General features: G+C 69.1%; 12 protein-coding genes, 1 tRNA gene and 4 pseudogenes. 11 read left to right on the top strand and 6 right to left on the bottom strand.

Annotated elements, in window-relative coordinates:
- Positions 1 to 74 precede the first annotated feature (74 nt).
- The 3 genes from IE153_RS19620 (at position 75) to IE153_RS19610 (ending at position 4457) form a co-directional block, all read left to right on the top strand.
- Complete coding sequence (locus tag IE153_RS19620; protein WP_438817925.1) at positions 75 to 1001, top strand: aminoglycoside phosphotransferase family protein; 927 nt, start codon at positions 75 to 77, stop codon at positions 999 to 1001.
- A gap of 457 nt (positions 1002 to 1458) precedes the next feature.
- Positions 1459 to 1890 carry a hypothetical protein gene (locus IE153_RS19615; protein ID WP_189591000.1) on the top strand — a complete coding sequence of 144 codons (432 nt, stop codon included), beginning with the start codon at positions 1459 to 1461 and terminating at the stop codon, positions 1888 to 1890.
- A gap of 17 nt (positions 1891 to 1907) precedes the next feature.
- Positions 1908 to 4457 (top strand): tetratricopeptide repeat protein, encoded by a 2550-nt coding sequence (locus IE153_RS19610; RefSeq protein WP_189590998.1) that lies wholly within the window; start codon positions 1908 to 1910, stop codon positions 4455 to 4457.
- A gap of 423 nt (positions 4458 to 4880) precedes the next feature.
- On the opposite strand, the gene IE153_RS42380 is transcribed toward IE153_RS19610, so the two are convergent.
- Positions 4881 to 5015, bottom strand: coding sequence for a hypothetical protein (locus IE153_RS42380; protein ID WP_268251814.1), 135 nt, complete (start codon positions 5013 to 5015; stop codon positions 4881 to 4883).
- 575 nt (positions 5016 to 5590) lie between these two features.
- Here IE153_RS42380 and IE153_RS19605 point away from each other — a divergent pair.
- Both IE153_RS19605 and IE153_RS19600 read left to right on the top strand, forming a co-directional pair.
- Positions 5591 to 6076 (top strand): GntR family transcriptional regulator, encoded by a 486-nt coding sequence (locus tag IE153_RS19605; RefSeq protein WP_308432195.1) that lies wholly within the window; start codon positions 5591 to 5593, stop codon positions 6074 to 6076.
- A 1-nt stretch (position 6077) separates the two neighbouring features.
- A pseudogene (locus IE153_RS19600) lies at positions 6078 to 6643 on the top strand (HD domain-containing protein).
- On the opposite strand, the gene IE153_RS19595 reads toward IE153_RS19600, so the two are convergent.
- The gene (locus IE153_RS19595) at positions 6631 to 7104 is read right to left on the bottom strand and encodes an NUDIX domain-containing protein (RefSeq protein WP_189590996.1); all 474 of its coding nucleotides are present in this window, start codon (positions 7102 to 7104) and stop codon (positions 6631 to 6633) included. The pseudogene IE153_RS19600 and the gene IE153_RS19595 sit on opposite strands and share 13 nt — an antisense overlap.
- A gap of 2 nt (positions 7105 to 7106) precedes the next feature.
- Positions 7107 to 7322: pseudogene (locus IE153_RS19590) on the bottom strand (XRE family transcriptional regulator); the annotation flags it as partial.
- On the opposite strand from IE153_RS19590, the pseudogene IE153_RS19585 reads away from it, so the two are divergent.
- The 3 genes and pseudogenes from IE153_RS19585 to IE153_RS19575 all read left to right on the top strand — a co-directional run.
- Positions 7316 to 8228: pseudogene (locus IE153_RS19585) on the top strand (AICE element replication initiation protein); the annotation flags it as partial. The pseudogenes IE153_RS19590 and IE153_RS19585 overlap by 7 nt on opposite strands.
- 468 nt (positions 8229 to 8696) lie before the next feature.
- Positions 8697 to 8900 (top strand): helix-turn-helix domain-containing protein, encoded by a 204-nt coding sequence (locus tag IE153_RS19580; RefSeq protein ID WP_189590993.1) that lies wholly within the window; start codon positions 8697 to 8699, stop codon positions 8898 to 8900.
- Between the two features lie 63 nt (positions 8901 to 8963).
- A pseudogene (locus tag IE153_RS19575) lies at positions 8964 to 10348 on the top strand (tyrosine-type recombinase/integrase).
- Positions 10349 to 10394: 46 nt separating this feature from the next.
- Here the strand turns inward: IE153_RS19575 and IE153_RS19570 are convergent.
- Positions 10395 to 10468: transfer RNA gene (locus IE153_RS19570), tRNA-Thr, on the bottom strand.
- A gap of 309 nt (positions 10469 to 10777) precedes the next feature.
- Between IE153_RS19570 and IE153_RS19565 the strand changes: the two genes are divergently transcribed.
- The 3 genes from IE153_RS19565 (at position 10778) to IE153_RS19555 (ending at position 13365) form a co-directional block, all read left to right on the top strand.
- Positions 10778 to 11866, top strand: a complete 1089-nt coding sequence (locus IE153_RS19565; protein ID WP_031105478.1) for an ABC transporter ATP-binding protein — start codon at positions 10778 to 10780, stop codon at positions 11864 to 11866.
- A gap of 218 nt (positions 11867 to 12084) precedes the next feature.
- Entirely contained in the window at positions 12085 to 12534 is a 450-nt protein-coding gene (locus tag IE153_RS19560; RefSeq protein ID WP_189590991.1) for a hypothetical protein, read from the top strand.
- Positions 12535 to 12633: 99 nt separating this feature from the next.
- The gene (locus tag IE153_RS19555) at positions 12634 to 13365 is read left to right on the top strand and encodes a nucleotidyltransferase family protein (protein WP_189590990.1); all 732 of its coding nucleotides are present in this window, start codon (positions 12634 to 12636) and stop codon (positions 13363 to 13365) included.
- A 335-nt stretch (positions 13366 to 13700) separates the two neighbouring features.
- Here the strand turns inward: IE153_RS19555 and IE153_RS19550 are convergent, their stop codons facing one another.
- Together IE153_RS19550 and rlmB are read right to left on the bottom strand one after the other, a co-directional pair.
- Positions 13701 to 15398 carry a DoxX family protein gene (locus IE153_RS19550; protein ID WP_189590989.1) on the bottom strand — a complete coding sequence of 566 codons (1698 nt, stop codon included), beginning with the start codon at positions 15396 to 15398 and terminating at the stop codon, positions 13701 to 13703.
- Positions 15399 to 15526: 128 nt separating this feature from the next.
- Positions 15527 to 16468, bottom strand: coding sequence for a 23S rRNA (guanosine(2251)-2'-O)-methyltransferase RlmB (gene rlmB, locus IE153_RS19545; protein WP_185007148.1), 942 nt, complete (start codon positions 16466 to 16468; stop codon positions 15527 to 15529).
- Between the last annotated feature and the right edge of the window lie 48 nt (positions 16469 to 16516).

Below are 16516 nucleotides of genomic sequence, written 5' to 3'. Positions count from 1 at the left end.
GGGCGGGGAGCCGGGGAGCCGGGGAACCGAGGAGCCGGGGAACCGGGGAACCGGGGAACCGGGGCGAAATTCGCATGCCCCACCCCGCGCGCCCCACTACCGTGCCGGGAGTGATCGACATTCCCCGGGAACTGGCGGCATCACAGGCGAAGTTCAACGGCGAGGCGGGCCGCGCCTTCATCGCCGGGCTGCCCGATCGGACGGCCCGCTTCCTCGACCACTGGGACCTGAAGCCCGACGGCCCCCCGATGCACGGCGTCTCCGCCCTGGTCGTCCCGGTCGTCCGGACCGCCGACGGCACCCCGGCGGTCCTCAAGCTCCAGATCCTCGACGAGGAGAGCGAGGGCGAACCGGTCGCGCTGCGGGTCTGGAACGGCGACGGAGCCGTCCGCCTCCTCGACCTCGACGAGCCCACCGGCACCATGCTGCTGGAGCGCCTCGACGAGACCCGCATGCTGTCCCACCTGCCGGACCCCCACCAGGCCGTGGTCACCATCGCCGAGCTCCTGGCCCACCTCACGTCCTTCCCGGCCCCGCCCGGCATGCGCCGCCTCGGCGACATCGCGCAGGGCATGCTCGACCGGACCCCCTGGGCCCTCGCCCGCATCCCCGACCCCGAGGCCCGCCGTCTGGTCGCCGACTGCGCGGCCGCCGTACGCGAGGTCGTGGACGACCCGGGCGACCGCCTCCTCCACTGGGACCTCCACGACGAGAACGTCCTGGCCACCACCCGCGCCCCCTGGCTGGCGATCGACCCCAAGCCCCTCGCCGGCGACCCCGGCTTCGAACTGTGGCCGGCCCTCGACAACCGCTACGACCCCGACGACATCCTCTGGCGCTTCGACGCCATGACCGACGTCCTCGCCCTGGACCGCCCCCGAGCCCACGCCTGGACCCTGGCCCGCCTCCTCCAGAACACCCTGTGGGACATCGAGGACGCCCGCCCCGTCGACGACGAACAGCTGGAGATCGCCCGACGGCTCCGCGGCCACGTGCGTTGAACTGTGCCGCCGCTCCTCCGACGCGCCCCGGCGTCGCCACCACGCGAACTGAACGACAAAACCCCAGGTCGGACCACTTCCGACCTGGGGTTTCAGCAGAGCCCCCTGTCGGATTCGAACCGACGACCTACGCATTACAAGTTGTCGGATCTCGTTCTGCGGGCGTCCACTCAAGTCCAGGAGCCGGGCGTCGAACCTGCTCACGGCCCCTGCCGGAGCTGGGTGGACGTCTATGGACGAGTTTGGATCGAGGGCGGTTTGAGACCAAGAATGAGCCCACGGCTGCTTACGCAAAGCAGTAGGTCCAGGGCAGCCCATCGTCAGGTCGCGTGGCTTGGTAGCTCCTCGGCCGAGGCGTCAGGGCAGGTGGGCGCGGGTTGGTGGTTCGGCTCATCGGGTGGGGGGTCTCGTCCTATGCTGAGCTTCTTGTCCGTTGATGCGTGGGGGTGTTGTCGTGTTGGTCGAGGGACTGATCGCGGTGGCTGCGGCCGGTGGCGGGGCGATCGTGCAGGCGGCGGGGACAGACGCGTGGGCCGGGATTCGTAGCGGTGTCGCGCGGATCCTCGGTCGTGGCGAAGCAGGGCGGGAGCAGGCCGAGCTGGAGCGGCTCGAGCAGACCCGGGCCGAGCTGGAGGCGGCCGGCGACGGAGCCGGGTCGGAGCGGGTGCAGACCGTCTTGGCGACCCGCTGGCAGACCCGCCTGGAGATGCTCCTCGAGCAACTCCCAGATGAGGAGCGGCAGCAGGTAGCCGCTGAGCTGCAGTTTCTGGTCCAGCAGGCGCGAGACCACGCCCCGGCGAACACGACACACAACGACTTCAGCAACGCGACGTTCACCGACAGCCAGGTTCTGGGAAGCGGCACGCAGAACAACACGATCAACCGGTAGCTGTACGGGCGGCAGGCATGGGGGCAAAGAAGACGTCCGGCAAGCGCAAGAGCAGCGGGAAGAAGGACAAACGTCCCCGGCTGGGACAACGCACCGGTAGCAGTTTCGCGGGGGCGTCCTTCGAGCGCAGCCAGGTGCTCGGTAGCGGAACACAGACCACGAAGATCAATGTGCAGGCGTACGCGGCAGTGCCGACCGCATTGAACTCTCTGCCGGGGTTGCCACAGGAGTTCACCGGTCGCGACGACGAGATCGCCAAGATCCTGTCCATCCTCGATCCCGGGATCGGTTCGGGTGCGGCGGTCGGGTCGGTCGCGGGGCTGCCGGGTGTGGGCAAGACCACCCTCGCCCATGCCGTGGGGCATGCCGCGCTCGATAAGGGCTGGTTCACCGCGGTGCAGATGGTGAACCTGCGCGGCTACGACCCGACCCCGGTCCCGCCGGAGGACGCCCTGGAGGCGCTACTGCGAGCCCTTGGCGTCGCGGCGGAACACATCCCGCCCACGCTGGACGAGCGGGAGGGGCTGTACCGGTCCCAACTCGATGCTCTGGCGCGGGAGGAGCAGCGGGTTCTGATCCTGGCGGACAACGCCTCGACCTCGGACCAGGTCCGGCCGCTGCTGCCGGCCCGTCACCACGCCGTGCTGGTGACCTCGCGACACACCCTGCCAGGCCTCGGCGCCCGCCTGTTCAACCTTCACCCTCTCCAGCCAGATGCCGCCGTCGACCTCTTGCACCAGCGGCTGGAGGTCGCCGACCCCGACGACCGGCGGGTGGAGGACGAGCCCGCGGCCGCAGAGGAACTCGCTGCGCTCTGCGGCTACCTGCCCCTGGCGCTGCAGATCGCCGCCGCTCTCCTCGCCGACGATCCCGACCAGCCGTTGTCCGAGCGTGTGCGGATGCTCACGGACGCCGGCACCCGCCTCGGCGGCCTGGACGACGGTGAACGCAACCTGCGCGCCGTCTTCGACGAATGCCTCACTCGCCTCTCCCATCAGGAGGCCGACCTCTACCGCCTCCTGGGGCTCCACCCTGGCCCGGACATCTCCACCCCCGCCGTCGCAGCCCTTACCGGCCAGCCAGCCGACAAGATCACTCCGGTGCTGCGACAGCTCGTCCGAGCACGCCTGCTCGCCCAGAACAGCGAGGCGCGCGACCGCTGGTCCATGCACGACCTCCTGCGCGTCCACGCCCAGGAACTGGCCCGCATCGCCATGGACCGTGGACGAGTTCCCCGCCGACGGTACGAACAGGCCCGAACCCGACTCACTGACCACTACGTCCGCCATGCCGAAGCGGCCGACACCCACTTCCGACTCCCCGGCGAAGCCGTGTCGACGCTGTTCTCCGGACGGGAGCAGGCGCTGGCGTGGTTCGACGCCGAACGCGAGAACCTCCTCGCCGCAACCCAAACCTATGCCGGCACTCAGACGGCCGTGGATCTAGGGTTCTCCCTCGGTCGCTACCTGGAATGGCGACGGCGACACCAGGACATGGTGACCGTCAGCGCCCACGCACTCGAAGCGTGCCAGGCACTCGGTGACGCTTTGAATCTAGCTGGCGCCTGGAGCAACCTCGGCTCTGCACTCGTCAAACTCAAGCGCTACACCGAAGCGCACGATGCCCACCAAACCGCCCTCGACCTCTTCAAGCAGACCAGCGACACCCACAGCGAAGCCACTGCCTGGAATGGTCTCGGCATCGCGCTCTCGGGGCTCAAGCGCTATACCGATGCGCACGACGCCTACCAAACCGCCCTCAACCTCTCTAAGCAGATCGGCGACACCAACGGGCAAGCCAGGGACTGGAGCAACCTCGGCACCGCGCTCCAGGAGCTCAAGCGCCACGCTGAGGCGCGTGAGGCCTACCAAACCGCCCTCGACCTCTTCAAACAGGTCGAGGACACCCACAGGCAAGCCATCGCCTGGAGCAACCTCGGCACCGCGCTCCAGAAGCTCAAGTGCCACACCGAAGCGCGTGAGGCCTACCAAACCGCCCTCGACCTCTTCAAGCAGACCAGCGACACCCACAGTCAAGCCAGGGCCTGGAAGGGTCTCGGCAGCGCACTCCAGGAGCTCAAGCGCCATACCGAAGCACGTGAGGCCTACCAAACCGCCCTCGACCTCTTCAAGCAGACCAGCGACACCCACAGCGAAGCCACTGCCTGGAATGATCTCGGCACCGCACTCGCGGGGCTCGACCTCTACACCGATGCGCGCGACGCCCATCAAACCGCCCTCGACCTCTTCAAGCAGACCGACGACACTCACGGGCAAGCCATCGTCTGGAATAACCTCGGCACCGACCATCGAGGCCTGAAGCGATACGCGGAGGCGATCGCAGCCGGTGAGAAAGCGGTTGCCATGCTGGCGCACGAAGACGACTGGGCGCTTACCGGCGAAGCATGGGCCGAGTTCGCCACCACCCTGAACGCATCCGGTGCCGACCCGTCCCGGGTTAGGGCGGCATGGGAACAGTCCGCCGCCGCCTACACTCGCGCCGGCGACGACGAAGCAGCAGCCGCATCCCGAGCGAATGCCGAGTTCCCACCAGACGCTGGACCATAGGTCCCGCCGTCACACCCGTTGACAACCACTGACGGCGAAACCCCAGGTCGGACCACAACCGACCTGAGGGTTCAAGGGATCCCCCTGTCGACTTCGAACCGACGACCTACGCGAAACGTTTAGCGGAGGTGCCAGGGACGCTCGCCTGACCAGGCGGCGCGGGAGCGGGGGTGCGCGAGTCGTTTAACGCTTCCCATGGTCGCCGGTCGCTACGGGGCGCCGTAAAGCATTGCATTGCATTGCATTGCGCGGTCCGTTAATGGCTTACGATGCAGTTGCCCCCTCGCAAGCCTTAAGAGACGAGGAAGGGCCCGACGCTGGTGGTGCAGCGTCAGGCCCCAGAGGGTGCAGATCACGAGCCCGGCCGGCCATCATTCGGTCGGGCTCGTTCCCTGAGCCCACCGGCGGGTCCACGCTCTCTCATCACGACGAGAGGTACTGCACCACTTCCTTGATGACCACCACGATCACTGGCACCCAGTCCACTACCGCCTGCCTGAACGACAGGCGGCGTCCACACCGCGTGCAGCGATCGTCGGGGAATTGCTCCTCGGCCACCTAGCGCCTCTCCCTTCCATCCCGGAGTGACCCTGAGTACAACCCAGGGGTTCGCCTCTAATAGCGAACGGGTCTGCGGGACTTCGAGGAGGAAGAACCAGGCCTAAGCATAAGCAGGTTGGGCTCCGAAAAAGAGCCAGAAGGCCGCACACCAGTTAACGCCACCATGACCTGCGATCATGATCGATTTGCTCGGGGAATTTGCTTCAGCGCAACCATTGTTGCCATAGAGTGGGTTTGATTAGGGCTAACTAGGGCCAACTCGCCGCTAGTCATTAGCGCTGCAAAGCACTAACGCAGACAGCGAAACCCCTAGTTTCCCGAGGTCGCGCTTGAGGCAGGGGACTCCGCCGCCCAGCCAGTCCAGGGCGGCCTGGAGTGCCCGAGAGACGCCAGAGGAACACGCCACGGCCCTTCGACTGCGGCACCATTTGCCTAACATATTCATCACGCAGCCCCACCAAGGCGACGCCATATGACGCAGATCACTTTGCAGAGGGCTGCTCATCCTGCATGCACGAACTGAAGGTTGTCGGCCTCCGCAGGGAGGCGACGCACGTGGGACTCTTGGGACCGTGAACCAGCAGAGGGGAGAGCGGGTGTCGCAGCAGGCCAACCCTCGGGGGACCTTCCTGATAATCGCCGACACGTTGAAGGCGTGGATTAATGCGGACCCTGAGGTGACGGAGCTCCCTTCCCTGGCCGAGATCATGAGCCATTACAACGTCTCGCGTGGGGTCGCGCTCCGCGCGTTCGCCGTGCTGAAGCAGGAGGGAGTGGCCGAACCGTTCCCGGGCGGGCGGTGGCGCATCGTGCGGGCGAGCCAGCAGGTCGACCGGCGCCCGCTCGATCAGCGGACAGCGGACATCATCAGGGCTGACGGACTAGAAGCGGGACAACCATTTCCCAGCGCCTCCGTGCTAGCCGAACGCTTCGGGGTCTCCCGTCCCACGATCACCAAAGCACTGGAGAAGTTGGAGGCCGCCGGTGTGCTGGCCGGGGGCGGACAGGGCAAGGTGCGGACGGTCCGCGCTGTGCCGACGCGAGAGGAGCGTTCGTAGCTTGCCGAAGTTGGCTGAGTGGGCCTATCCCCTGGCTGAGTCACTGCTCGCCGAGCCGCTGCCGCGGCGGTGGAAGCACTGCCTCGGAGTCGCCGAGAGGGCCCGCACAATCGCACTCGTTCTCGACCAGGACGCCGATCTGCTGGAGGCCGCCGCGGTCCTGCATGACATCGGCTACGCGCCAGACCTGGCCAAGACCGGTTTCCACCCGCTGGACGGGGCCCGCTACCTCCGAGACGTGGCTGGCGCCGACAACCGGGTCATCAACCTGGTCGCCCACCACTCCTGCGCCTGGATGGAGCGGAAGCGCGCGGCATGCGCGAGGAGCTGGAGGTCGAGTTCCCCCGCGAGAGCGCGCACCTGAACGACGCGCTCTGCTACTGCGACATGAACACCACGCCGGACGGCACGTCCACGAACCCGATCGACCGGATCAACGAGATCGCCGGACGGTAGGGGCCCGACAGCCTGATCGGGCAGTTCATCCGCCGTGCCGAGCCCGAGATCCTGGCCTGCACGTCCCGCGTGCTCGAACGCGTCGCCGCGGCCAAGCGTCAGCCGATGTAGGGAGCCGTGCGCGCCCGATCCATGGCGTGCTCGATCCGGAGCCGCATTGTGGGGTGCACGTCCAGCGTCGTCAGGTCCGCGGGGTCGACCCAGCGGACCTGAGTCGTCTCGTTGCTCGTACGGAGTTCGCCGCCGACCGGCCGCGCGCGGAAGCAGATGCTGAACTGCTGGCGCACCTCGCCGTCGTCGTACTGCATCACGTGTCCGGGGTCTGTGTAGACCCCGGACACGTTGACGACTTCCGCCTCGATCCCGGTCTCTTCCCAGACCTCACGCACAACGGTGTCGCTGATCGACTCCCCCACGTCGTGACCGCCACCGGGCAGCGCCCAGCGCCCGTTGTCGGAGCGCTGGATCATCAATACCTGGCCCGCGTCGTTCTGCACGAACGCGACGACGGACGGCACGACCGAGTTGGCCGGCGGCGCGTCCGGGTCGTGCAGGTAGTCGATACGTCCCATGCTCAGACTCCCGTGATGTCGCGTTTGGTTACTGCCCTGGCGCCTTCCCAGGTCTGCTGAACGCTATTGGCGAAGGTGTCGAACAGGCCGCCTCCTGGGAGCCGCCGCAGGTGGAACACGGGCGCCATGTAGGCGCCGATCCCGTACACGTGTGTGTTGGCCAACATCTCGTCATCAGCGCGGTAGATCGAGTTGTAGAGCACCGTGTCGTGTGCCCGCGCCGTTCCTGACCGGTCCACAGGGCGCCGGCAAGTCCACCGGCGGGCGGATGCTCGTGCGGATCATCGAGGGCATGAGCGGCGACCTGCGCCGCGCCCCCAAGGACGAGGAGAACCTGATCGCAGCTGTGGCCGCGGGATGGGTCACCGCCTTGGACAACCTCTCCCACATGACCCCGGACCTGTCGGACGCGATGTGCTGCATCGTCACCGGCGCCGAGAACGTCAAACGCGCCCTGTACACCGACGGGGACGTGGTCCGCGCCCGCTACCGCCGCCCCATGCTGCTGACCGGCATCGACGTCGGCGTCATCCGCCCCGACCTCGCCGAACGCCTCCTGCCCCTGCGCCTAGAACGCCCACGCGTGCGGCGCACAGAGGCGGAGCTGTGGGCGGAGTACGCCGAGGCCCTGCCGGCCATTCTCGGATCCCTGCTCGACCTCACGGTCAAGGTCCGTGCGGCTGAGGCAGAGACCCCCACCGATCTGCGGATGGCGGACTTCGCGCACCTGTGCGCGCAGCTCGACGCCGCGACCGGCCTGGGAGCCCTCGCCGCCTACCGGCGCAGCCTCGACGACCTCAACGACGACGTGATCGAGGGCGACCTGCTCGCGCAGACCGTCCTCAAGCACGCCGAAACCATCGAACCGGGCGGGGAGCAGCGCATGACCTCTACCGAGTGGCTGCACTGTCTCAGTCGCCTCTACAGCGGCGACGAACTGCGTGCGCTGCCCAAGGGGTGGCCGACCACGGGCAAGGTCCTCTCCGACCGGCTCAAGCGCCTCCAACCCACGCTTGCCGCTCGCGGCGTCCTGATCGAGTCGGGCCGCACCAGCGAGGGCCCGCTACCTCGAAATGACCCACCTGCAGGCGCCGCCGCCACACGAGGAGAAGCGGATGTTCTGAGCCCGCCCTGTGCCCCCGTACGGTCCCCGGACAAGCAAGAAGAGCACCACCGGCCTGGCGTGCTCTTCTTGCGGTTCGGCGACTGCCGCCCTGCGATATTCGCGCCGCGCAGCGGCTCGCTCTTCACGCTTGAAGCGGCACCGGCACCACAACAGACACCGCCCCTCTCTCTTGTCCCAAGGGGAGGAACCCTGCGTCATCTGCGTCACGCGGGCCGAGAAACCGCCCCTGACCTGCGACTGGAGGCATGACGCTGATGGCAGCGTCTGCGTCATCCTGCGTCATCTGCGTCACCCGATGACGCGGCCCATGACGCCCCAGCGATGCACCCTCACTCCACTGCGTCACACAAAGCCGCAGGTTAGAAGCCCGGATGACGCTGATGACGCAATGACGCAGAAATCCGCACTTCGGACAGACACGAGACCTGAGAGCGCCCAAGACCCTCCCGCCTAGGAGGCACCCCGGATGACCACGGCGACCGCCGCCCCCGTCGACCGACTCCTGTACAAGCCCGAGGAAGCTGCGGAAGCGCTCGCCATCGGCCGATCCACCGTCTACGAGCTGATGGCCGAAGGCGCCCTGAAGTACATCAAGTTGGGCCGCACTCGCAGGATCCGGCGAACGGACCTCGAGGAGTACGTGGCGAACCTCGCCCCTCTGCCCAACTGACCCCAGCACGCCCTGAGGCGCCCCGAGCACTCTGCTCGGGGCGCCTCCCGCATGGAGGAGCACATGAGCCCCCGCAAGCCCAACATGGAATCGACCATCTACTTCGGTGCGGACGGTTGGTGGCACGGACGCGTCACGATGGGCGTGAAGAACGCCGCAGCCCCGACCGCCGGCACCGCCGCGCCAAGACCAAGGCCGAGGTACGCCGCAAGGTCCGGGAGCTGGAGCGGCTGCGCGACCAGGGCCGCGCGACCACCGCGGGGCGGAAGCCCACCGTCGCGCAGTGGATGGAGACCTACCTCACCGACATCGCGAGCCTGAAGCTCAAGCCGCGCTCGCTCGATGACTACTGGTCGAAGACCCGGAACGACATCGTCCCCGGCGTCGGTCAGCACCGCATCGACAAGTTGCAGCCCGAGCACCTGGAGCGGATGTACCGGGCCATGCTCGACGCCGGCCACGCTCCCTCGCACGTCGTGAAGGTGCACCGCATCCTGTCCCGGGCCCTGAAGATCGCCCACCGGCGCCGCATCATCGGCGAGAACGTGGCCACGCTCGTGGACCCGCCGAGCATCGACGAGATCGAGGCCAATCCCTTCACCAAGGAGGAGACCAAGGCCTTCCTGGAGGCCGCGTCGAAGCGGCCCACGTTCATGCGGTGGATCGTCGGTGTCGGCATGGGGTTCCGGCAGGGTGAGACGCTCGGCCTGCGCTGGTCGTACGTCGACCTGGAGGCGGAGCTGTTCCGTCCCGAGTGGCAGCTGCAGCGCCTCACGTGGCGGCACGGCTGCGCCGACCCGCACGCCTGCACCGCTTCGTGCCGTGCCCCGCCGGATGCGCCCGGCACAAGAGCTACAAGCGCGGCTGCCCGAAGCCGTGCCCCAAGGCATGCACGAGGCACGCGAGCGCCTGCCCGCAGCCAAAGGGGGGGTCTCGTCTTCACCCGCCCCAAGACCAAGAAGAGCCGGAACGCCGTCCCGATCCCGCCCGTCTTCATTCCGTTCCTGCACGAGCACAAGGCCGAGCAAGAGGAGCTGCGGGCCGCCGCCGGCGAGCTGTGGCAGGAGCACGACGTCGTGTTCTCACGGCCGGACGGACGCCCGTTCGACCCGCGCGCCGAGTACGAGGAATTCAAGGAGCTGCTCAAGGAGGCCGGGATCGATGACCGCCGCCTCTACGACGGGAGCCGCCACACCGCCGGCACCATCCTCAACGAGCTGGGCGTGGACATGCCCACGATCATGGAGATCCTCCGCCACACCCAGATCAGCCAGACCCGGCGGTACGTGAAGGGCCGGTCACACCTGTCCAAGGACGCCATGCGGCGCATGGGCGAGTTCTTCGTGCCCGCGCCCGCCGCCCCCACGGATCCGGGCCCCACTGAGACCAGAACTGAGACCGCCGACACCCGCGCGGCCCGCGCCCGGCGCCGTCGCCGCATCCGCTGACGACAAAACCCCAGGTCGGACCACTTCCGACCTGGGGTTTCAGCAGAGCCCCCTGTCGGATTCGAACCGACGACCTACGCATTACAAGTGCGTTGCTCTGGCCAGCTGAGCTAAGGAGGCGGGTGCCGTGTGGCGCGTTGCCGCGCGGGAGGGCGGCTCCACTGTACACAGAGCCCGTTACGCCGAGCCACGAAGTTCCGTTGCCGTAGGCCACGGCCGTCGCAGCGTGCCATGCAGCCGTGACGTGCCGCTTCGAAAATTTCCGCGAAGTTCACAGGCCCGGAACTACTGACAGACGTGTGAACGCCAGGTACCGTCCTGAGCCAGTTCACACGCGTGGACTACACCACAACGGAACACCCGTCGTGGCACCGCCTTCCTACTCGGATCGTCCGGCACGTTCCTGCCGGTAGAAGGGGTTCATTCACCATGGCCACTGTCTCGTTCGACAAGGCGACCCGGATCTACCCGGGTTCCACCAAGCCCGCCGTCGACGCGCTGGAGATCGACATCGAGGACGGCGAGTTCCTCGTCCTCGTCGGCCCTTCCGGCTGCGGAAAGTCCACCTCGCTCCGCATGCTCGCGGGGCTCGAGGACGTCAACGGCGGCGCCATCCGCATCGGTGACCGCGACGTCACGCACCTGCCGCCCAAGGACCGGGACATCGCCATGGTGTTCCAGAACTACGCGCTCTACCCGCACATGACCGTCGCCGACAACATGGGCTTCGCGCTCAAGATCGCCGGCGTCAACAAGGCGGAGATCCGGCAGAAGGTCGAGGAGGCCGCGAAGATCCTCGACCTCACCGACTACCTGGACCGCAAGCCGAAGGCGCTCTCCGGCGGTCAGCGCCAGCGTGTCGCCATGGGCCGCGCCATCGTGCGTGAACCCCAGGTGTTCCTCATGGACGAGCCGCTGTCCAACCTGGACGCCAAGCTCCGTGTGTCCACGCGTACGCAGATCGCCTCGCTCCAGCGCCGCCTGGGCATCACCACCGTCTACGTCACCCACGACCAGGTCGAGGCCATGACGATGGGCGACCGCGTGGCGGTCCTCAAGGACGGTCTGCTCCAGCAGATCGACACCCCGCGCAACATGTACGACAAGCCCGCCAACCTCTTCGTGGCCGGCTTCATCGGCTCCCCGGCGATGAACCTCGTCGAGGTGCCGATCACCGACGGCGGCGTGAAGTTCGGCAAGTCGGTCGTACCGGTGCAGCGCGACGCGATCGCCGCCGCCACCGACAAGACCGTCACCGTCGGCGTCCGCCCCGAGCACTTCGAGGTGGCCGGCGCGGACGCCGAGCTGGGCCTCGCGGTCACGGTGAACGTCGTCGAGGAGCTCGGCGCCGACGCGTACGTCTACGGCACCGCCAAGGTCGGCGACGACTCCAAGGACCTCGTCGTCCGCGTCAGCGGCCGTGACGTCCCGGAGAAGGGCAGCCAGCTGCACGTCGTGCCCCGCTCCGGCGAGACCCACGTCTTCTCGACGTCGACCGGTGCGCGCCTGTCCGACTGATCAACCAGAAAACGCACAACCCCGGGTGAATCACCGAGGTTGACGACGAGGGCCCCGCAGCGTGCTGCGGGGCCCTCGTCGTTGTCGACAAATACCCCGGCAGACCGGACGTTTCGAGCTGTGTGCGTCAACCCCTTACCCGGAAAGTGGCACTCTCTCATCCCCCGAACCGGTGACTAAATGTCTACAAACCATTACCGGGCGCTACCCTCACACGCGTGAAGCACTCCATGAACCAACAGACGCGACGCGGCCGGGGCCCCGCCCGCCGGATCGGCCGCACCCTCGCATTCGTCCTGCCCGTCGTCCTGGTGCTCTCCGGGACCCTCGCGGTCACCCGAGTCAACTGGTCGGGGAACTCCACCGACCCGGTGCTCACCGCCGCGGACACCTCCCTGAGTTCCCCACGGGTCGCCAAGCGCGCCCCCCAGGACATCCTGCGCGACAAGCTGCTGACCGAACTGCAGGAGGAGGACCCGGGCGTCGCCCTCACCCACCTCCAGCAGGCCGTCAACGGCCGCCCGTCGCTGGCGAAGCACTGCGCGTCCATCGCGCGCGCCCTCGGCCAGGCCGCCGTCCGCGTCTACGGCCCCACCCGCGCCCAGTCCTACGCGCGCCCGGTCTGCGACACCGCCTTCGCCACCGGCGTCGCCGCCGCGCACAGCTGAGCGCACCGCCCTGCCGACGGGTGGGAAGTCCATTACGGCTGACGTGAGATCCGTCGTCGGCCGCTGTCCCGGGCGGGACGCCACGTACAGTTCGTGTCCATGAGCGATCCGAGCGCTGCGTCCCGCCCCGTTCAAGCCGTCGTTCTGGCCGGTGGCCAGGGCTCCCGGCTGCGTCCGTACACCGACGACCGGCCCAAGCCGATGGTCGAGATCCCCGGGACGGGGACGCCGATCATCGGCCATCAGCTGTCCTGGCTCGCCGACGAGGGCGTGACGGACGTCGTGGTCTCCTGCGGCCATCTCGCCGAGGTGCTGCAGAAGTGGCTGCAGACGGCCGAGTTGCCCGTCTCCGTCACGACGGTCGTCGAGCCCGAGCCGCTCGGACGCGGCGGCGGGCTCAAGTACGCCGCGGCGCATCTCCCTCACCCCGACCAGCCCTGGTACGCGACCAACGGGGACATCTGGACGCGGTTCTCGCTGCGGGACATGGCCGATTTCCATGCCGAGCGCGATGCCGTCGCGACGCTGGCGCTGGCGCGGCCCAGGCTGCCGTGGGGGGCGGTGCAGACCGACGGGTTCGGGCGTATCACCGACTTCATCGAGGCGCCGCCGTCGACGTTCGAGATCAACGCCGGCGTGTACGTCTTCTCCCCCGAGTTCGCCGGGCTGTTGCCGCACCGGGGCGACCATGAGCGGACGACGTTTCCCCATCTGGCCCGTGAGCGGCGGCTGGCCGGGTTCACGATTCCCCAGGGGTCGTACTGGCGGGCCATCGACACGGCGAAGGATCTGACGGAGGCGGCGAAGGAACTGGCGGCGTTGGGGCGTTAGCCGGGTGCGGTGTGCGGTGTGCTTCGGCTGCGGGTTCGTTGTGGTTGCTCGCGCGCAGTTCCCCGCGCCCCTGAAGGGCGTCTGGCCCCCCGGCGTCGAGAAGTGCCCTCGGCATCGCGTGCGACCGCGGGCCCGTCGTGGTTGCTCGCGCAGTTCCCCCCGCCCCTGAAGGACGTCTGGCCCCCAGGCGTCGAGAAGTGCTCACCGCGCCCGTGAAGGGCGTCTGGCTCCCGGGCGTCGAGAGGTGTTCACCGCGTCGCTGAGGGGCGGCCGGCCGCTGCTGTGGAAAGGCCCCGCACCTTTCGGTGCGGGGCCTTCTGGTGTGCTGGTCGGGGCTAGCCCAGGAGGCCGCCCACCAAGCCCGGGCGGCCCGTGGAGGACGAGCCTCCGGTGCCCGAGCCGCCCGTCGAGCCCGAGCCGCCCGTCGCCGTGCCGCCGGAGGTGGGGCCGGTCGTGGTGCTCGGCGCCTGGTTCTCCGGGGTGGACTGCTGGGGCGGGGCCTGGCCCGCGGTGCCCTGGGTCTGGCTCGGGGAGCCACCGGTGACCGTGCCGGTGTCGCGCGTGGCGCCCGGCCTGGTCGTGGTGCCCGCGCTGGGGCTCGCCGAGCCGGCCGTGGCGCCCTGCGTGGGCGAGGAGGAGGCCGACGGGGTCCGCTTCTCCTGTCGCTTGCCGGGCTCGCCCGGGAGCGGGGAGCCGGGGAGCTCGTTGCGCGGGGCCTCGCCGGGGCCCGGGACGACGACCCGGTCGGCGTCGCGGACGGCGCCGCCGAGCAGCGAGCCGACGAGCAGAGTGATGCCGGTGGCGATGGCGGTGACGAGGGCGCCGCGGCGCAGCACGTAGCGGCGCAGGTCCCAGATGTCGGCGCGGGGGCCGAGCCGGCGCCAGGCGCTGCCGGCGAGGCGGCCGTCGACGGAGTAGACGGGGGCGCCGGCGATGATCAGCGGCGACCAGGCGGCGAGGTAGATGATGTCGGGGGTCTCGTAGGCGGGGACGCTCTTCCAGCTGACCGTGACCAGCAGCGCGGCCGACAGCAAGGCGCCCAGACAGGCGGCGACGCGCTGCCAGCAGCCCAGCACCGTCAGGACGCCGACGATGACCTGCGCGAAGGCGATGACCAGACCGGCGCCGACCGGATGCTCGAGGGCGAACTGGCGCAGCGGCTCGGCGACTTCCCACGGATGCAGCGTGTTGAGCCACTTGACCATGGAGCCGCGCTTGCCGCCTTCGAAGTAGACGGGGTCGCACAGCTTGCCCATGCCGGCGTAGATCGAGATGAAGCCGAGGAAGACGCGCAGCGGGAGCAGGACGACGCCGAGGTTCATCCGGCGGCCCGGGTAGTAGGCGTGCCGGGCCGGGTCGTCGCCGTGCCGCTTGGCCCGGCGGCCGGCGTCGTCCGCGTCGGTGGCGGAGTCCTCGAACTCACCGTCCGCGTAGGCCGGTTCGTCGTAGGCACTGCCGACGGTACGCATGGGCGGCAGCAGCCGGGTGCCGTCGGCGGACTCGTGAGTGCGCTGGGGGCCGACGACCGGGGTCTCGACGGTCTGGGCGAGGTCCTCCCCGTAGCCGTCGCCACCGTAACCGTCGCCGCCGTAGCCCGCGCCCGGGTAGCCCGGGCGGTCGTAGCCCGGTCCCACGCGGGAGATGACCTGGGTGGCTCCGGTGTCGGAGGCGGACTCCTCGGCGTGGCGGACGCTCTCGTGCCGCACGGCCTGCAGGAGCCGGTGCGCGCCGGTGTCGTCGGGGGCGGATCTGCCGCTCCAGACGACGGGCCGGCGGCGGGCGGTGGCCCCGTCCGCCTCGCCCCCCGCCTGGGGGATGCGGGCGGTGTCCTCGGTGGCGGTCAGATGCCGTGCGACCCGGGGGGACTGGACGCGACGCGTCGATACGCCCAACTGCACGCGGAAACTCGCGTGATTGACGATGACCTGCGCCGGGTCGCTCGGCACCTTCACCATGCTCAGCGCGGGAGCGTCGTCGAGTCCCGACGAGCGGTCCCCCGTGGGTGTGCGGGGTGTTCTGGTGTCCACACTCATCTAACCGAGTGACGTCGCGTTAGGACACTGCTTTGACCCGCCGGATCTGTCCGGACCCCGTCAAGCTTGTCCTCCTCGCCCCGATGACACCGGAATTACCCCGTACGGGTGAAGTTCCGGACGCCTGTTCAGCTGCGTCGGCGAGCCGCCTCGTACAGCACGATCCCCGCCGCCACACCGGCGTTGAGCGACTCGGCGCCACCCGGCATCGGGATCCGCACCCGGTGGTCGCAGGTCTCCCCGACCAGCCGGGACAGCCCCTTGCCCTCGCTGCCGACGACGATGACGACGGGGCCGTCCAGCGCCGGAAGCTCGCCGACCTCGGACTCGCCGTCGGCGGCCAGGCCGACGACCGTGATGCCGGCCTTCTTGTAGGCCTCGAGCGCCCGGGTGAGGTTGGTGGCGCGGGCGACCGGGGTGCGGGCCGCCGTACCGGCGGACGTCTTCCAGGCACCGGCCGTCATGCCGGCCGCGCGGCGCTCGGGGACGACCACGCCGTGCCCGCCGAAGGCGGAGACGGAGCGGACGACCGCGCCGAGGTTGCGCGGGTCGGTGACGCCGTCGAGGGCGACGATCAGCGGGTCCACCCCGTCGTCGTAGGCGGCGGACGCCAGGTCCTCGGGGTGGGCGTACTCGTACGGCGGAACCTGGAGGACCAGGCCCTGGTGGTTGAGACCGTTGGTCATCCGGTCCAGCTCGGGACGCGGGGCCTCCATGAGGTTGATGCCGCCGCGCTCGGCGGCGACCTGGAGGGCCTCGCGCACCCGCTCGTCGTTGTCGATGAACTGCTGGACGTAGAGGGTGGAGGCCGGGACGCCCTCGCGCAGCGCCTCCAGGACCGGGTTGCGCCCGACGACCAGCTCGGACGTGCCCTTGCCGCCGCGGCCGCGCACGGTGGGCCGGCGCACGGCCTGCTTCGCCTTGGCGTTGGCGACGCGGTTCTTCTTGTGCCCCTTGCGCATCTCGGCGGGCGGGGTGGGGCCCTTGCCTTCCAGGCCCCGGCGCCGCTGGCCGCCACTGCCGACCTGCGCGCCCTTCTTGCCGGACATGCGGCGGTTGTTCGCGGCCATTGAGCTACTCGTCTCCGTGAGGTGATGCGTACGTACGACTGCGTCCGT

Source organism: Streptomyces massasporeus, from assembly GCF_014648995.1.
Classification (GTDB): Bacteria; Actinomycetota; Actinomycetes; order Streptomycetales; family Streptomycetaceae; genus Streptomyces; species Streptomyces massasporeus.
This window is presented reverse-complemented; position numbering and strand designations above follow the sequence as displayed.